This is a genomic window from Candidatus Zixiibacteriota bacterium, assembly GCA_035380245.1.
GTDB lineage: Bacteria > Zixibacteria > MSB-5A5 > GN15 > FEB-12 > DAOSXA01.
The window spans coordinates 210,450-226,938 of the sequence record DAOSXA010000003.1 but is presented as its reverse complement, the minus strand read 5'-3'; the positions used below and the strand labels follow the sequence as shown (position 1 = coordinate 226,938).

15 protein-coding genes are annotated in these 16,489 nt (G+C 52.8%); all 15 read right to left on the bottom strand.

Going from position 1 to position 16,489, the window contains the following annotated elements:
- Positions 1-30: 30 nt before the first annotated feature.
- A complete protein-coding gene (locus PLF13_11300) occupies positions 31-957 on the bottom strand; it encodes a lysylphosphatidylglycerol synthase transmembrane domain-containing protein (protein ID HOP07862.1) in 927 nt (308 codons plus the stop codon).
- Positions 958-990: 33 nt separating this feature from the next.
- Positions 991-1,959 (bottom strand): glycosyltransferase family 2 protein, encoded by a 969-nt coding sequence (locus tag PLF13_11295; protein HOP07861.1) that lies wholly within the window; start codon positions 1,957-1,959, stop codon positions 991-993.
- Positions 1,949-4,093, bottom strand: a complete 2,145-nt coding sequence (locus PLF13_11290) for a hypothetical protein (protein ID HOP07860.1) — start codon at positions 4,091-4,093, stop codon at positions 1,949-1,951. The genes PLF13_11295 and PLF13_11290 overlap by 11 nt, the downstream gene beginning before the upstream one ends.
- A complete protein-coding gene (locus PLF13_11285) occupies positions 4,080-5,189 on the bottom strand; it encodes a DegT/DnrJ/EryC1/StrS family aminotransferase (protein HOP07859.1) in 1,110 nt (369 codons plus the stop codon). The genes PLF13_11290 and PLF13_11285 overlap by 14 nt, the downstream gene beginning before the upstream one ends.
- A 143-nt stretch (positions 5,190-5,332) precedes the next feature.
- A complete protein-coding gene (locus PLF13_11280) occupies positions 5,333-6,646 on the bottom strand; it encodes a dihydroorotase (GenBank protein HOP07858.1) in 1,314 nt (437 codons plus the stop codon).
- On the bottom strand, positions 6,646-7,584 hold the full coding sequence (locus tag PLF13_11275) for an aspartate carbamoyltransferase catalytic subunit (protein ID HOP07857.1): 939 nt from the start codon (positions 7,582-7,584) through the stop codon (positions 6,646-6,648). The genes PLF13_11280 and PLF13_11275 overlap by 1 nt, the downstream gene beginning before the upstream one ends.
- On the bottom strand, positions 7,581-8,195 hold the full coding sequence (gene pyrR, locus PLF13_11270; protein HOP07856.1) for a bifunctional pyr operon transcriptional regulator/uracil phosphoribosyltransferase PyrR: 615 nt from the start codon (positions 8,193-8,195) through the stop codon (positions 7,581-7,583). The genes PLF13_11275 and pyrR overlap by 4 nt, the downstream gene beginning before the upstream one ends.
- Positions 8,196-8,411: 216 nt before the next feature.
- A complete protein-coding gene (locus tag PLF13_11265) occupies positions 8,412-9,917 on the bottom strand; it encodes an ABC transporter ATP-binding protein (GenBank protein HOP07855.1) in 1,506 nt (501 codons plus the stop codon).
- Positions 9,918-9,980: 63 nt separating this feature from the next.
- Positions 9,981-11,441: an aminomethyl-transferring glycine dehydrogenase subunit GcvPB gene (gene gcvPB / locus PLF13_11260; GenBank protein ID HOP07854.1), complete on the bottom strand. Its 1,461-nt coding sequence runs from the start codon at positions 11,439-11,441 to the stop codon at positions 9,981-9,983.
- Positions 11,442-11,476: 35 nt separating this feature from the next.
- Positions 11,477-12,349: a thioredoxin domain-containing protein gene (locus PLF13_11255; protein ID HOP07853.1), complete on the bottom strand. Its 873-nt coding sequence runs from the start codon at positions 12,347-12,349 to the stop codon at positions 11,477-11,479.
- A 19-nt stretch (positions 12,350-12,368) separates the two neighbouring features.
- Positions 12,369-12,758, bottom strand: coding sequence for a hypothetical protein (locus tag PLF13_11250; protein HOP07852.1), 390 nt, complete (start codon positions 12,756-12,758; stop codon positions 12,369-12,371).
- Between the two features lies 1 nt (position 12,759).
- Positions 12,760-13,104 (bottom strand): hypothetical protein, encoded by a 345-nt coding sequence (locus PLF13_11245; protein HOP07851.1) that lies wholly within the window; start codon positions 13,102-13,104, stop codon positions 12,760-12,762.
- Positions 13,085-14,440, bottom strand: coding sequence for an aminomethyl-transferring glycine dehydrogenase subunit GcvPA (gcvPA, locus tag PLF13_11240; GenBank protein ID HOP07850.1), 1,356 nt, complete (start codon positions 14,438-14,440; stop codon positions 13,085-13,087). Before gcvPA ends, PLF13_11245 begins: the two co-directional genes overlap by 20 nt.
- A gap of 41 nt (positions 14,441-14,481) precedes the next feature.
- Entirely contained in the window at positions 14,482-14,865 is a 384-nt protein-coding gene (gcvH, locus tag PLF13_11235; protein HOP07849.1) for a glycine cleavage system protein GcvH, read from the bottom strand.
- A gap of 14 nt (positions 14,866-14,879) precedes the next feature.
- Positions 14,880-16,349 (bottom strand): acetyl-CoA carboxylase biotin carboxylase subunit, encoded by a 1,470-nt coding sequence (gene accC, locus PLF13_11230; protein HOP07848.1) that lies wholly within the window; start codon positions 16,347-16,349, stop codon positions 14,880-14,882.
- Between the last annotated feature and the right edge of the window lie 140 nt (positions 16,350-16,489).

Below are 16,489 nucleotides of genomic sequence, written 5' to 3'. Positions count from 1 at the left end.
CTCTCTTTTTTCGCCAAATCGGTCTCCGCTCTACTTTCTAATCATCAAAGCGATCAACGCTGCCGTCACTTCCACGATAATGGCCCACAAACGAGCCATGATAGCTATTGCCGGCGCCACTGGTCCCAGAAAAGGCGCCAGCATGAAGCCCATTACCAACTCTCGCGGGCCGAATCCTCCCGGTGCGAACAAGGCCAGATACCCGATTTGATAGGCGGCATTAAACACACCAACAGCCGCAATCAGGCGTATGTCTGCCTCGGGCGCAAAGGCTTCAAGGAAAAGATAGAAGGCCAGCCCGTACATGAACCAGCCCAAAGAATAACGAACAAACAGTTGCAGGGCAACCTTTTTGTCCAGTTCGAAGACTATCTCAGGACGGCTAAATCGCCGCAGTACAACATTTAACAGCGATAGAAGGCGCTTCGGCCAAAGCACCAGCACAACCACCCCAATCAGCAAACAAGCAGTAAACAACCAGGCGGACCATTCCCCTAACAGGGCTACCTGATCCACGAGAATCCGTGGTTCGAACTGGACGGCCAGTGCAAACAACAAAAACGAAGCCGGTATGGCAAACAGTTGGATCAGCACAAATGAGGCCGTTGCCTGCTCCGGCGGTACGCCCTCCTTTTTGGTCATATAGAGAATACCCATCAACGGCCAGATTTTGCCAGGGATATAACGACCCATATCCGACAGGTAGAATATCCGGAATGACTTGAGAAGGCTGATGCGATGCCCGAATCCGGCAATCAGGCTCTGCCAGTTAGAAGCCATAATTAGAAAAGTAGCCAGCCCGACCAGAATTGAACCAATCAATGGCAGCCATGAGATCTCCCAATCGAAATCCTTGATCTCCTGCCAGTGGTGTGAAATCTGTCGGAAGAGAAAGAAAACAATAACAGCGGTCAGCAGAAGTTTCAGAACGAGACCGACCGCCTTTTTGAACGACATGGCCGATTGCTTGCCGATAACCAGGTCCTCTCGCTAAGACTGCTCGCGATCCGAGTTATCTTTGAGTTGTCGCTGCACCTTTCGCCGCAGATCGGAAAGTTCTTCTTTAATGGCTGTCTGGCCTTCGGCCATGAAACCCATCATAAAGAGCGCCATACCTATTCCGACCAGCAGAATTACCAGATATAGAAGCGGTCTCTGTCCTTCGCCCACGACATAGCGCAAGTAGACCGCCCAGAGTCCAACCAATACTCCCAGGAAGAGGATAACGCTGCCAACCATACCAAAGAAGAGAAGCGGTTTACGCAGGAACGTAAGTTGAAACTTCACGGCCAGCATATCCAGCACACCGACGGGAATGCGCCAGATCGACGAGAATTTGGAACTGCCCCAGTTGCGATCATAGAGCGGAACTTTAACTTCGGCAATTCGGTATCCCTCGGCCGCCGCCAGGACCACGATATAACGATGCCAATCGCGGCGCATAAAAATGCTCTCGACCACTTCACGGCGAAAAGCTTTACAGGAGTTCAGGTCGTGCACTTTCAGGTTGAAAATCTTGCGTGAGATCCAGTTGTAGACAGACGATACGAACCGTTTTTTGTATTTTCCGTGTTTCCACCCGGTGCAGACATCGGCACCGTCGAGAATCGGCTTGACCAGTGAGGGAATATCCTCCGGTAAAAACTGTAAATCGGCCGGATAAAAAACAAATATCTCTCCCCTGGCAGCACTAAATCCGGTTTGGAGAGCCTCTGTCAATCCTCGATTACGGGCATGAACAGCATAGCGAACGAAATCGTATTTCTGTGCCGCTTCTTTGATAGCCGCCAGGGTTCCATCGGTAGAGCCATCATCGATATACACCAATTCCAGCTCATACTCCCTGACCTGTTGTCGCATCTTATCGAATTGAGCACAAAATTCGGCGATATTTCCCTCTTCGTTCATCGCCGGAACAATGGTTGACACAATCAGTCGGGCTGTTTGTTCAGGGGGCAAGATCGACATCCTCTAGTTCGAGACGCTCTTCCTGAACCTTTTTGACGGTCGGGGCGAGCTTCTCAGCAATTTCGAAATACTCCAATCCCAATGACTTATACCGGGTATCGGCAGTTTCCTCGTATCTCTCCTTATAGAAAACCGCAAGCGTCGCATTAAGATTGTAGTTGGTCGGTGAAAACTCAATAGCTTTTTTCAGCAACGCTTCGGCATCTTCGTAGAAACCACCAGCCTTGGCCATTTCGTACATCATCAGGTAACCGGAGATGTTCTGTGGGTGCCCCTTGATAAAATCGATTAAGAGGCGATTGGCTAAAACCAGGCTTCCTTCGTTATACAAATCGACCGCCCTTTCGAACGCCGAGCGCTTGTATTGGGTGGTCTGCGGATTATCCGTCTGATAGGCGATACGATAAAGACGCACCCGTTTCTTACCAACGTAATAAGTAACTACATGGGTAGCGCCACTCATGATATGAGAATAGTCATCACGAGCTCGGTTTTCATTTGCTTCATCCACTAACAGATGCGTCACCGGGAAACGTTTGAAAAGATTACTGTCGGCCTGAGCCACACCGAACATGTGAATTACCGTTCCCAGATCGTTGGACAATGAGAATTGGGGAGCGAAGGGTCCGGATAAAACCGCATCAGGAGGGAGAATCATCGCGATATCATGCGAGTTGTCACGAAGAGTGAAAGTGGGATTACTCCACCAGGCGGCATAGCTGCTGCCCCCGGCAATCAGAACCCCGACCACGATGCATACCATCACTACTCGCCAAATAATCGGGATATATGGGATCTTCCCTTTTTTGTGAATGTTCACTAAAACACCTGTCAGAACCGTAAGTATTAGCGAGAGGACTCCCAGCATATACTTATTCTCATCGAATGTAAAATTATAATCGAGCCGACGAGAGAGGCCTGAAAAGGTCTGGCTCAACGTCACCATCACTGCCGGATAGAACAGAACATAGAACAACCAGGGCGTTTTTTCCGCCTTCGGTTCCGACCATGTTTGCCATAAAGTCGACAGAACCACCGCCGCGCCGCCGCAGAATGGAAAAATCAACACCAGTTCATAGCGTAACGGTCGATAATTCCAGATAGCCATAGAGCCGAAAAAAGCAACAATCATCGCGGCCATGAACAGATGGCCGCTGTTGAAACGTCCGAATCCCTCTCGCCAGCTTACTTTGCGGCCAACATGATAAAAAATCATCCCGAGAAAGATCACGCCGAGCAAAGCGATAGTCGACATACGCGGAAACAAATTTGACCGCACCCCGAACGAGACCATTTTCCACACGAAGTCATCGAACGACTGAAGTCCCTCAGGAGCACCGTAAAGCTCAACTGCCTGCTCCTGGATATATCCCCCCACTTGCGACTGAGCCGGGATATAACTGAAAAACAACCAGAACACCACAACTACAGCGAATCCCGCCACAAAAGCACCCGGCCTCACCAGGCGCGATTTAAGCGTTTCTCCTCGGTAGTCGAGCCAGAATTGATAAAATAAAAGACAGGCAAACGGAAACAGAAACACCGTGCCGACCACTTTACCGAAGAATATACCAACTGCAAGTGCGGCGCCGGCCAACAGATGCGCCAACATGCTCTTTCGGTAAACCAGCAATACCGCCGCAAGTATGGCGAAAAACGACATGGCATGTTCCAGAAACGGCAACCGGCCATAAAAAAGCTGGTTGTAATTCAGTCCGACCAAAAGGAGAAAGAGCAGCCCGGCCAGAGAACCTGATATTTTTCGAACAAATAAAAAGAACAGGAGAAGTGAACCGAACGAAAGAAGCAATCCGACAAAATTAGATTGCCATAATCCCACCCCGATGATTTTAAAAACAACCACGGCTAAAGCTGTAACCACGGATTTAACGAAAAACACCCGGCGGTCATCGTGAAACGGATTCAACTCACCGGATTGCACATACTGCTTGGCAAACAAGGTATATTGAGGAGGATCAGTATAAACATCAGATGATCCGGAAAGATCACCCGGCGGATCGGCATCGAGATTCCATAAACGAAAAACCAGCAACACGACAAGCAACGCCAGACAAGCCCAGTCGAGGCGTGATAATCTGAAATGTCGGAGGTTAATGCGCGCCAAAGAACGACTTCACCTTCCCCGCCACAAAGGTTACCTGCTCGTCGGTTATTTCCGGATAGATCGGCAGCGACAGAACCTGATCGGCCAGCCGTTCAGTCACCGGGAATTCGCCTTTTCGATAGTTCAGGTAATCGAAAGCCTTCTGGAGATGTATGGGAATCGGATAATGAATAAGGCTGGGCACGCCTTCCTTAGCGAGGAAAGCCTGAAGTTCATCACGACGATCGGTCTCGATAACATAGACATGAAAAACTTGTTCGATATCATCGTCAGCCATATTCGGGAGGGTGATCGGGAGATCAGACAGCAGTTGGTTATAAAGCGCCGCCACCCGGTTGCGTTCGCGATTCCATTTTTCGAGATAACGGAGTTTAACGTTCAACACCGCACCCTGGATTCCTTCCATCCGGGCGTTGTATCCTAATAGTTCGTGGACATATTTTTGTTTGGAGCCGTGATCGCGCAACATCCGCACGGTTTCATCGAGTTTCTGATCGTCGGTTGTTATCGCCCCCGCTTCACCGTATGCTCCGAGGTTTTTCCCGGGATAAAATGAAAAAGCGGCGATATGTCCCATACTACCGGTGCGCAGCCCGCGATAGCGAGCTCCCTGAGCTTGAGCGGCATCTTCTATCACGGAAAGACCGTAACGACCGGCCAATTTCAGAATGGAATTCATGTCGGCCGGACAACCGTAGAGATGGACCGGGATAATCGCTCGGGTTCTTGATGAAATGGCCATGGAAACCAGTTCCGGATCGATATTACGGCTGACCGGATCGACATCGACCAGCACCGGTTGTGCTCCAGCATGAACGATAGCCGCGGCAGTAGCCACAAAGGTGTTTGCAGCCGTTATTACCTCATCTCCGGGGCCGATATCAAGCGCTCGCAGCGCCAGCAACAACGCCGAAGTTCCGCTGTTCACGCCGGCACAGTAAGAGACATCACAGAAATTGGCGAATTCTCCTTCGAAATCAGCCACTGCTTGTCCCAAGACATAGGCCGATTTATCCAAAACAGCCTGAATCGCCTGATCGATTTCCGTTTTGATTGATTGATATTGAGCGGGAAGGTCCAGGTAGTTGATTTTCATAGTTTTTCCTTTGCCGCCAACAAGATAGAAGCACACCTGCAATGTGTCAAGCCTGCCGTCTTTCGCAAACGGCCAACTTAAAAAACTCCGGGGAAGACAATGGGGGATGTCAAAATGACATCCCCCATTGTGCAAAACGATATCTAAGATTGGAAGGTAATACGACCACCCATGATGGTCATGTGAGCCCGTCCTGACAGTTTCCATCCGATAAAAGGCGAATTAAACGACTGGGACAGGAACTTGGCGGCGTTGACCGTCCATTTCTTGTCCGGGTCGATGATCGTAATATCAGCCGGAGCACCGTCGGCCAAAGTACCTCCCGGAAGACCAAGAATCCTGGCCGGGTTGATTGTCAGCTTGCGAACAGCATCAGCCCAGCTCAGGTAACCCTTGTCGATCAAGAAGGTTTTAACCAATCCCAAGGTGGTTTCCAGACCGATCATCCCAGCCGGCGCCTGGTCGAACTCGCAGTCTTTGTCCTCCTGCGGATGCGGGGCATGATCCGAAGCGATACAGTCTATCGTACCGTCAATCAAACCTTCAACCACCCCATCCCGATCCTCAGCACTGCGCAAAGGAGGATTGACCCGCAGCGAAGTTGAGAAGGTCTTACCAATCTCATCGTCGGTCAGAATCAGGTGATGAGGTGTCGCTTCGGCCGTAATCGGGAGTCCTTCAGCCTTGGCTTTGCGGATAGCCTCCACCGCCCCGCGTGTCGACACATGCTGAATATGCAAACGAGCACCGGTCAGACGAGCCAACGCGATATCTCGCAAAACGGCGATTTCCTCGGCCACCGGAGGCGTTCCTTTCATGCCAAGGCGAGTAGATTGGAACGACTCGTTCATAACGGTTCCCTCAGAGAGGAACTGGTCTTCGGCATGTTCCATGACCGGGATGTTGAACATAGTCGAGTATTCGAGCGCACGGCGCATGATCGCCGGGTTCTGGACATAATTGCCGTCGTCGGTAATTGCAACGGCTCCCATCTTGACCAGGTCGCCAATTTCAGCCAGTTCCTTGCCCTCGATCCCTTTGGTGATCGCTCCGACAACGTAAACGCGGGCATCAGCCGACTGGGCTCGAGCCTGTACGAACTTGACCGTTTCCTGATTGTCAATTCTCGGATTAGTGTTCGGCATACAGCAAATCGAAGTAAACCCGCCGGCTGCAGCCGCCCGGCAACCGGACTCAATCGTCTCGGCATCCTCACGCCCCGGCTCTCGCAAGTGTACATGCATGTCGATCAGTCCCGGCACCACGAGCATATTGGTCGCATCGATGATGTTTTCGGGAGCGAGGGTCTTGATCTCCCTTTCCTTGACCTTGTCATCCGACTCTACCTTGGCAATCAGACCATCCTTGATAAACACCGAGGCATCCTTACCAAATCCAAGGGCGGGATCGATAACCCGGCCGCCGCGAATTACCAGATCGTATTTGTTACCGGCCATCAGTTACCTCCTTCCTCTTTACGTCCGGAAAGCAGATAGAGAACCGCCATCCTGACCGCCTGACCGTTGGTTACCTGATCGAGGATTACGGAGCGGTCGCCATCGGCCACTTCACTGGTTATTTCCACGCCGCGATTGATCGGCCCGGGATGCATGATCGTGTAGTTTTTGTTGAGCCGTTTGAGACGGTCGCGGTTGATCCCGAACAAGTTGGTATATTCCCTCAGCGAAGGGAACAACCCGGCCTGCTGCCGTTCGAGCTGGATGCGCATAATGTTGACCACATCGGCCCCTTCCAGCGCCTCATCCAGATTGGTATAGACATCGCAGCCGAACTTCTCGACTTCGACCGGCATCAGTGTCGCCGGCCCGCAGAGCGCCACCGACGCTCCCATGGTCTTGAGACCGAAGATGTTGGAGCGAATCACTCGAGAGTGTTTGACGTCGCCGAGCAACACCACGCGGAGTCCCTCGAATGATTTGTAGCGTTTCCAGATCGTATACATATCCAGCAACGCCTGGGTGGGATGCTCATGAGCGCCATCGCCGGCGTTGATGATATTGGCATCCATGCACTGAGTGAGAAAATACGGCACTCCGGTCGAGCTGTGACGAACAACAGCCATGTCAATCTTCATCGCTTCGATATTCTGAACCGTATCCCGCAGTGTCTCTCCTTTTTTCACGCTTGATATCGCCTTGGAGAAATTGACGGTATCGGCTGAAAGCCTCTTCTCTGCCAATTCGAATGAAATCCTGGTGCGGGTCGAGGGCTCATAAAAGAGGTTCAACACCGTGATACCACGCAGTGTCGGGACTTTCTTGATCGTGCGATCGAGCACCTCGCGGAAGGTGTTGGTCGTTTCGAGGATTTTTTGAATATCCTCGCGCGGGACATCTTCCAGACCCAGCAAATGACGTGAACTGAGGCGACTCATTTCGCGCTTCCCCCTTTCCCGGCTTTTTTCGCCGCCGGTTTACGCTTTTGCGTCTCCTTCTTGCCGCGTTCCACGACCACGCTGTCTTCGTTGTCGCGCTCCTTAAGGCGAACGACCACCTGGTCCGACTTGGCTGTGGGGATATTGACTCCGACATAATCCGGCTTGATCGGCAATTCGCGATGACCGCGATCTACCAGCACAGCCAGTTGGATCGTTCTTGGACGACCGAAATCGACGATCTGATCGAGTGCCGCCCTGATCGTTCGGCCGGTGAACAGAACATCATCAACCAGGATTACATTCCGGTCGACGATATCGAACAGAATCTCGGTACGCTGGACCACCGGCTGGTCCAGTTTGGAATGGACATCATCGCGATACAACGAGATATCCATCAAACCGACCGGGACCTCCGCTCCTTCGAGTTCTTTGATAGTCGCCGCGATGCGCCGCGCCAGCGTCGCCCCACGCGTAATGATACCGATAATGACCAGCGACTCGGCTCCGGAGTTGTGTTCCAGAATCTCATGGGCTATCCTCGTCAGAGCCCGGCTGATCTGCTTATCGCTCAGGATAGTATCTGGTTTAACAGGCAAACCTACCTCCATTGGAGATAAAACATATATAGATTGATTGTAATTGATCGTGTTCGTGCAGGGCGCCTCTATGGCGCTGAGTCACTTTCAATCTGAGTTCCTTTCGTGACCTCCCGGGTCACATTAAAAGGTTCAGGGTAACGGGCGGCGGGAAAGATCCGGTCGCTTTTGAGGGGGATAATAGCAGGAAAAATTACCGTGTCAAGCTAGCACTATAAGAAATCCGGATTATTGCAGCAAATCGGAGTTACCAAGTGTCACCGGCGAAACGAACGAGGCTAAATCGGGATTCCCAAAGAACTGCTCCGGCATAAGGATTCGATGAGAGCCATCGCCCGGCAGCAGCAGAATCCGATCAGCCAGAGCCTTGATAATGTCACCGTCATGAGAGACCAAACCGATACCAACGTGATTGGCCTTAAGAATCCGTCCCAAACGGATGAAACGCCCGACTCCTTCCATATCCAGGGCGCAGGTGGGTTCATCGAAAAGCACCATCTCCGGAGCCATTGAAAGTACCGCCGCGAACGCAAGACGGCGCTTCTCCCCACCCGACAAACTGAATGGGTCCCGCTCGGCAAATTGCTCTGCCTTGAGACCGACCAGATGAAAAAAAACATCGCTGGTCTTTTGATCGAGCGTGCGGCCTAAGTTAGCCGGGCCAAAGGCAATTTCCTCGCGACAGGTCGGTAAGAAGAACTGCCGTTCCGGTTGCTGAAAAATCCCCGATACACGACCGAGCAGGTTCCGTCGCGGTATCGACGCCCCGTGTTCGTCCTCGTACCGTATCTCTCCCGTTCGGGGTAAAAGCAAACCACAAAGAAGATGCGCCAGCGTGCTTTTGCCCGATCCGGAAGGTCCAACCAGCGCCAAAGTTTCACCGCGCTTCAACTCGAAATTCAGCTTTCGAAAAATAGGGGCTTTAGTGCCGTAACAATATGACAGGTCTTTGGTTACGATTCGTTTTATGGCCATTTGCCCGGCTGTGACATCTCCGTTGGTCAATCCCGGCACGGCTAACTCGGTGTTACCCAGGGGAGCCAGTGAGATACCTGCACCGCGACAGAATTCCTCGTTGGAGAAAACTGCATGTGGTAGTCCGTCAACCGTCAAACGACTGTTCTCAAAAACCAGCATCCGTTCGTAGGGCTGAGCTACCTGGGGATACTGGGTTATGCGAACCTCAATCAAATCGGGACAACTGTGATGAATTCGTTTCAACTCACGCCGGAGAACCTCGCGACCGGCCTCATCCAGATAGGAGTCCGGTTCATCAAGGACCAGAACCGGGGGATCGAAAACCATGATCGAAGCCAACGCCACCCGTTGTCGCTCTCCCCCGGAGAGTTCTGAAGTAAGCCGGTTTCGTAAGTGTTCGATGCCGAACCGCTCCAGCACCTCTCCCACTTTTTTCTCCATTTCAACCAACGGCATCGACAGGTTTTCGAGGGCAAAAGCCAGCTCTTTTTCCACGGTCACCGCCACCATCTGGTTCTCCGGATTCTGGAAAAGAATCCCGACCGGGATCGGGTGCCGGGAGTCGACATCCAGCTTGAAATAACCTGTTTGAGCTTTCAGCAATCCGGCCAGAATTTTGGCAAAAGTAGATTTACCGGAGCCGTTGGCGCCCATAACGACCAGCGACTCGCCGTTCTCTATTTTGAGATTGAGTCCCTTGACCGCCGGTATCGAAGCACCGGGATAGGTATAAGTCAGATTATCGATCTGAATCATATTGAAACCGCCGATGCCACAATAGCAGCATCGGCGGATATTATCAACAATTCTTGTACTTCCTTAATCGCCCAGGCAGGCGACATCAAGCGTACGAGCCGCACCGGCCTCATCGAGTCTGCGGACCGGGGTATTGTGCGGGGCCGTTAAAACCAACTCCGGATCTTCCTTTGCCTCACGAGCGATCTGTTTCATCACTGAAGCAAAACGGTCGAGTGTTTCTACCGATTCCGTCTCGGTCGGTTCGATCATGAGTGCTTCGGGAACGATCAGCGGGAAATAGTTAGTCGGTGAATGAATCTCGAAATCGAGCAAACGCTTCGAAATGTCGAGCGTTTTGACGCCGAGCTTCTTCTGTGCCGAACCACTGGCAACGAACTCGTGCATACAGGGCTGATCGTAAGGAACCTCGTAATCCTCGCGAATCAAGGCCTTGAGGTAGTTCGCGTTAATCACGGCGTTCTTACTCGCATCACGTAATCCCCTGCCGCCGAGCGTTCGGATGTAGGCGTACGCCCGAACCATATTCAGGAAATTGCCGTTGAAGCTGTGCAGATGACCGATCGAATCGGGCCGATCGTAGTCGAAATGCAACTCCCCGTCGTCCTTTTGCACCAGCACCGGCGCGGGAAGGAACCGCTCCAGATCAGCTCTGACACCCAGCGCACCCGCTCCCGGGCCACCTCCGCCATGCGGGGTGGAGAAGGTCTTATGGAGATTAAAGTGCATCATATCGAAACCGACATCGCCGGGGCGGAAGATGCCCATGTTGGCATTCAGGTTGGCGCCGTCGAGATACATCAGGCCGCCGCCTTTATGAACGATTTCGGCAATTTCGGCACAATGCGTTTCGAAGATTCCGAGGGTGTTGGGATTGGTCAACATCATCCCGGCTACGGTGTCGTCCATTACCTCGGCAATCGCTTCAGGAGCAACGACACCTTGATCGTTGGACTTAACCTGAATAGTGGTATATCCCACCGCCGAAACCGAAGCCGGATTAGTACCGTGCGATGAATCCGGGATAATGATCCGGGTCCGCTTGTTACCATCGCCGCGCGACACATGATAAGCCCGCATCACCAGCAATCCTGAGAACTCACCGTGCGCTCCCGCGACCGGCTGCAGGGAGACCGAAGGGAATCCCGAGATCTCACCCAGATCATGGGCAAGATCATACATTAACCGGAGAATACCATGAGCGGTACGACACGGGGCCAGCGGGTGATGATCGGTGAAACCACTCATATTCGCAGCGGCTTCGTTCAGTTTCGGGTTGTACTTCATCGTGCACGAGCCGAGCGGATAAAAGCCGCGATCGATATGATGATTCTTTATCGAAAGCCCTATGAAGTGCCGCATCGCTTCACCTTCGGTTACCTCCGGTAAAGCCGCCTCTTTCGTGCGTCGGTATTTTTCCGGAATAGCCGAGAGTATTTCCTGCTCTGTCTTGCCGGTCGTCGGCAGGGTGAAACCGGTTCGACCCGAGACCGACTTGTCATAGATTAGAATTCTGTCGTCCATATTTAAGACTCCGCCGCGAGATTGCGGCGCGTTGCTTATTTACCCGGTTCTTCCTTGGGCGGAGGCGGGTTTTTAAGCTTCTCTATCTGTTCCTTTACATAACCCAAATTATTCGAATCCGCATCGGGATTATCTTTCACGTACTTCTCGAAACGCTTGATCGCATTGGTCGTATCACCGGCCTGACGCGCGGTGATACCGGCCCAAATCTGAGCCTCATCACCGGCTGGGAAGTCGGCAAAATCTTTGGCAATCAGATCGTACTCGGCGATGGCGGCATTGTAGTCCTTGGCGCGACGAATCATGTCCGCCAGGGCCAGGCGAGCTTCACCGGCCATTGAATCCGGCTCCGGCGCTTCGGCAACCACCTTCTCATACCAGGTGTGGGCATCGTCCGAACCGCCACGGTATTTATACTTCTCCGCGATCTCCATATAGAGATTGCGCTCACCGCTGGTTTCAGCTTTGGACAACAGGTCATCGAGCGTACCGATTCCCTGGGCATAATCACGCCAGGTCTGGAGAAACGGCTCGGGATCGAGATAACCGACTAAACGGTCCACCTCGTTGCCGTCTTTGTCAACCATCACTAAAGTAGGATAGCCGCTCACATGAAAAGTCTGCGCCGTGACAGTGTCCTCTTCGGCGTTGAGTCGCACTAACATCATATCGTTGGCGAAGAAATCTTTGACGGTCGAGTCAACGAAGACCAAAGTATCGAGGCGCTTGCACCAGGTACACCAATCCGTGTAGAAGTCGATCACGACGTACTTATCGGCCGGGTCCATATCAGCCTGAGCCTCAGCCAGACTGGCATAAACCGGCTTATTGGGGCGGCTCGATTCACCGCACGAAATCGCCAGAACGATCAAGGCCATTCCGATCAAGGCGAATTTGGTTAACTGCATACCTGCTCCGTGGTTTAAGTTAGAAGTATGTATTTTCATTTTCTCCGAAATCATCCCCCAATACCGATTTGAGAATCACGACCGCCTCCTGCAGAAACTCGCGCGGCACTGCGATCAGTTTGGCGTCGCCGCCATCCGGATCAACCGCACCTGTCGGGGCCATCCTTTCCAGTGGTACGTGAAGGCTCGGGGGAAGCATAACCGAAGGGATATTGTTCGAGTCAAGGGAACCTTTGGCCAGATCCGATTCATAGCCTCGATCGACTCCGCCCACCACCACCCAGCTTCCATCGGGGGTTTGAGCAGCGTTGGAAGTAGCCTTAAGACTATCGACCAGGATCTCGTCACATTCGGGACAAATCAACTCGGTGATATTGTATTCAAATTTACAACGGGGACAATAGGGCATCTTAGCTCTCAATCTTCAGGAAGTTATCGCCCAGTGTCATCTCCAGCGTGTCTATTGCCTCGCGGGCGAAAGCGACCGGGACCGATAGCTCATAGGCTCCCGAAGTTTTTCCGGACCAGGGATTGAGAGTCAGTCCCATAGCACCGAAAATCCCCGATCGTGACAGCAGCACCGCCGGGATACCGATTTGCTCCAATGTTTCACGGGCCAGTTCGGCAAACACCTGGCTGCTAATAAGACCTATGGCAATCCAGTCTTCTTGCTCTTTCACCGGTCGTTCCCAACCACAAACGTTGCAATCGACATCGAACCGATTTAACTCGGAGTTACCTTCGGGACACAGCATGTCGTTTGACAACATCCTTGAGTCCCGAGGTCAGACAAGTGATATCCTGAGCGGTACGCTTCTCGGTGGCAGCCACGATCAAGCAGTTCGGCAACGAACGGTACCAGCGGCCGGCATCGATACCCGGCAACACACCGGATTCGACCATATCCTGAATGATCTGCTTAGCCGGAATCGGGGTTTTAACCGCGAATTCGCGAACGAACGGACCTTCGAAATACGGCTCGAAATTCCCGAGCGCAAACATAGCACGAGCCGTTTCCTGGGCGCGTTCCGCTGAAAGCAATGCTACCTGCTTCAGGCCCTGCCGTCCCATCAGCGTCAGATAAACCGCCGCGGTGGTTGCACAAAGCGCCTGATTGGTACAAATGTTCGAGGTAGCTTTCTCGCGACGGATATGTTGTTCCCGTGTCTGCAACGTCAGCACGAAACCATCGCGTCCGTCGACATCCTTCGTACGCGAGGCGATTCGTCCGGGCACCTGGCGAACCAGATCCTTGCGCGCGGCAAAGAATCCCAGCAGCGGACCACCGTAGGAAAGCGGCATGCCCAACGGCTGGCCTTCACCGACAACGATATCGGCGCCGCACTCGGCCGGTGTTTTGAGAAGCGCCTGCGAGATCGGATCGACCGCCATCACCAGCTTAGCACCAATGTTGTGGGCAATCTCGGCAACCGCCTCAGCCTCTTCGATCAGACCGAAGAAATTCGGTTGGGCAATTAACACCGCCGCGGTCTTGTCATCGACCTGAGATTTAAGTCCGTCAAGATCGGTGTGTCCGTCGAGCATCGGCACCACCACCAACTCCATATCGCGTCCGGACAAATATGTAGCGATCACATCGCGGAAAAGCGGACTGACCGTTTCCGAAACCACCAGCTTGTCGCGCCGGGTCACACGGGCGGCCATCAGTAGCGCCTCGGCCGAAGCGGTGGCTCCGTCATACATCGAGGCGTTGGCCACTTCCATACCGGTCAGACGACAAATGTGGCTTTGGAATTCATAGATCACCTGAAGTGTCCCCTGAGCCACTTCCGCCTGATACGGCGTATATGCCGTCATATACTCGGGCCGATTCACGATAGTCGGTAACGCGGCAGGAATGAAATGGTCGTAAACACCGCCGCCCGCGAAACAGATCAAGCCGTTACGGTTGTCCGCAGCCCGTTCGGCAATCTCGCGAAGTAATTCCATCTCCGACAGAGACGGGATATTCAGGTCTTTCTTGAAACGCAAATGCTCCGGAATTCCGGTGAGCAATTGCTCAAAACTGTCGACGCCGATCTTTTTCAGCATGCGGCTGCGATCGTCGTCGGTATTGGGAATGTAGGCCATTTTGGTTAGAGTCTTCTCCGATAAGACGTTGATAACGGCCCTTAAAGGCTCTTTACATGGTCGGCGTAGGCGGCGGCATCCAACATCTGATCCAACTCACCGGCGTCAGACATTTCAATTTTGATCATCCAGCCGGTCCCATAAGGATCGTTGTTGACCTGCATCGGATCATCTTCGAGGGCGGAATTGATTTCGGCAACCTTGCCGGAGACCGGAGCAAACAGCTCGGAGACCGCCTTGACCGCCTCGATCGTTCCAAACGGAGCCATGCGCTCAACGGCAGCACCGACCTCGGGAAGTTCGACAAATACGACATCACCCAGTTCACCCTGGGCGTAATCGGTGATTCCCACGGTGGCGATGTTGCCGTCAACACGCAACCACTCGTGTTCTTCAGTGTATTTAAGATCGTCAGGGACGTTCAACTTAACCTCCAGAATTATTCCTTGGCCGAGAGTTCGGCCGCTTTATCATCACCGGTCATTACGGCCGGTTTATCCTCTATTACTTCCTCCCCCGGTCGCACCAGAGTCACGGACGAACTTTCAGGCTTTTTTTTAGCGGGATCGTTCGCAACGAACTTCTCAACAAAGGTCAGATCGTATTGACCGGCTGCGAATTTCGGGTCGGCCAGTATTTTTTTATGAAAAGGTATTGTGGTCGGGACACCGTCGACGACAAACTCCGTCAAGGCACGTTTCATCCGCACCACGACCTCTTCACGCGTGTGAGCCTTGACAATCAGCTTCGCGATCATGGAATCGTAATACGGCGTTATGGAATAACCGGTATAAACGGCCCGATCCACCCGCACGCCCGGTCCACCCGGAATATGCAATCCGGTAATCCGACCCGGAGTCGGACGGAAATCCTTGTCGACATCCTCGGCGTTAACCCGGCACTCCATCGCTGCCCAGAGTGGTTTTAGTTCTTCCTGGCGAAGTGACAATTTATGCCCCATGGCAACCTTGATCTGCTCCTTGACCAGATCGATATCATAAGCCTCTTCAGTGACAGGATGCTCAACCTGGATACGGGTATTCATTTCCATGAAGTAGAAATTGAGATCACTGTCGACCAGAAATTCGATCGTACCGACGCCGCGATAGCCAACCATCTTCGCCCCTCGCACCGCCGCCTCACCCATTTGTTGGCGCAATTCGGGGGTGAGTAACGGCGAAGGTGTCTCTTCGATCAGCTTCTGGTGTCGTCGTTGAATCGAGCAATCACGCTCCCCCACATGCACGAAATTGCCGTGTGTGTCGCCGATGATCTGGAATTCCACATGGTGCGGGTTGAGCACCAGTTTCTCCAGGTACAGGTCCGGATTTCCGAATGAATTGGCCGCTTCGGTCGAGGCTACATGATAGCCGCGCTCCAGCTCGGCATCATCGCGACACATCCGCATCCCCTTACCGCCGCCGCCGGCCACCGCCTTAAGCATGACCGGATAGCCAATCTCATTGGCTATACGACGGGCATCGGCATAACTGGCCACGATACCGTCCGAACCCGGGATCACCGGCACTCCGGCTTTTTTCATCATCTCCTTAGCGACTACCTTGTCACCCAACTGCCGAATCTGGTCCGGGGTTGGGCCGATGAAGGTGATGCCGCAGGATTCACATATCTCCGCGAAATCCGCATTTTCCGCCAAAAAACCATACCCGGGATGAATCGCTCCGGCGTTGGTAACTTCGGCCGCAGAAATAATTCGCTTCGAATCCAAATATGATTGACCGGGAGCCGCCGGACCGATGCAGACATCCTCGTCCGCAAAGCGGACATGAAGGGCATCGCGATCAGCCTCGGAATACACTGCCACTGTGGTCAAGCCAAGTTCACGACATGCGCGAATCACTCGCAGGGCAATTTCTCCACGATTAGCTATGAGAACTTTCTCGAACAAACAGCATCCTTTATGTAAGTGCCCGGTCTGGCGGGCCTTGTGGTCGTCCTAACTACAAGCATGGAATATACGTTATAACCGGTAATCTGACAACCCCAAAAGCAGCGGCCGGGTCCATTGACGAACCCGGCCCTGATCGT

What these genes read in the sequence shown, in the direction of transcription:
- PLF13_11300 (HOP07862.1), bottom strand. Translation starts at nt 957, where the DNA reads ATGTCGTTCAAAAAGGCGGTCGGTCTCGTTCTGAAACTTCTGCTGACC.
- PLF13_11285 (HOP07859.1), bottom strand. Translation starts at nt 5,189, where the DNA reads ATGAAAATCAACTACCTGGACCTTCCCGCTCAATATCAATCAATCAAA.
- PLF13_11280 (HOP07858.1), bottom strand. Translation starts at nt 6,646, where the DNA reads ATGGCCGGTAACAAATACGATCTGGTAATTCGCGGCGGCCGGGTTATC.
- PLF13_11275 (HOP07857.1), bottom strand. Translation starts at nt 7,584, where the DNA reads ATGAGTCGCCTCAGTTCACGTCATTTGCTGGGTCTGGAAGATGTCCCG.
- pyrR (HOP07856.1), bottom strand. Translation starts at nt 8,195, where the DNA reads ATGGAGGTAGGTTTGCCTGTTAAACCAGATACTATCCTGAGCGATAAG.
- PLF13_11265 (HOP07855.1), bottom strand. Translation starts at nt 9,917, where the DNA reads ATGATTCAGATCGATAATCTGACTTATACCTATCCCGGTGCTTCGATA.
- gcvPB (HOP07854.1), bottom strand. Translation starts at nt 11,441, where the DNA reads ATGGACGACAGAATTCTAATCTATGACAAGTCGGTCTCGGGTCGAACC.
- PLF13_11255 (HOP07853.1), bottom strand. Translation starts at nt 12,349, where the DNA reads ATGCAGTTAACCAAATTCGCCTTGATCGGAATGGCCTTGATCGTTCTG.
- PLF13_11250 (HOP07852.1), bottom strand. Translation starts at nt 12,758, where the DNA reads ATGCCCTATTGTCCCCGTTGTAAATTTGAATACAATATCACCGAGTTG.
- PLF13_11245 (HOP07851.1), bottom strand. Translation starts at nt 13,104, where the DNA reads ATGCTGTGTCCCGAAGGTAACTCCGAGTTAAATCGGTTCGATGTCGAT.
- gcvPA (HOP07850.1), bottom strand. Translation starts at nt 14,440, where the DNA reads ATGGCCTACATTCCCAATACCGACGACGATCGCAGCCGCATGCTGAAA.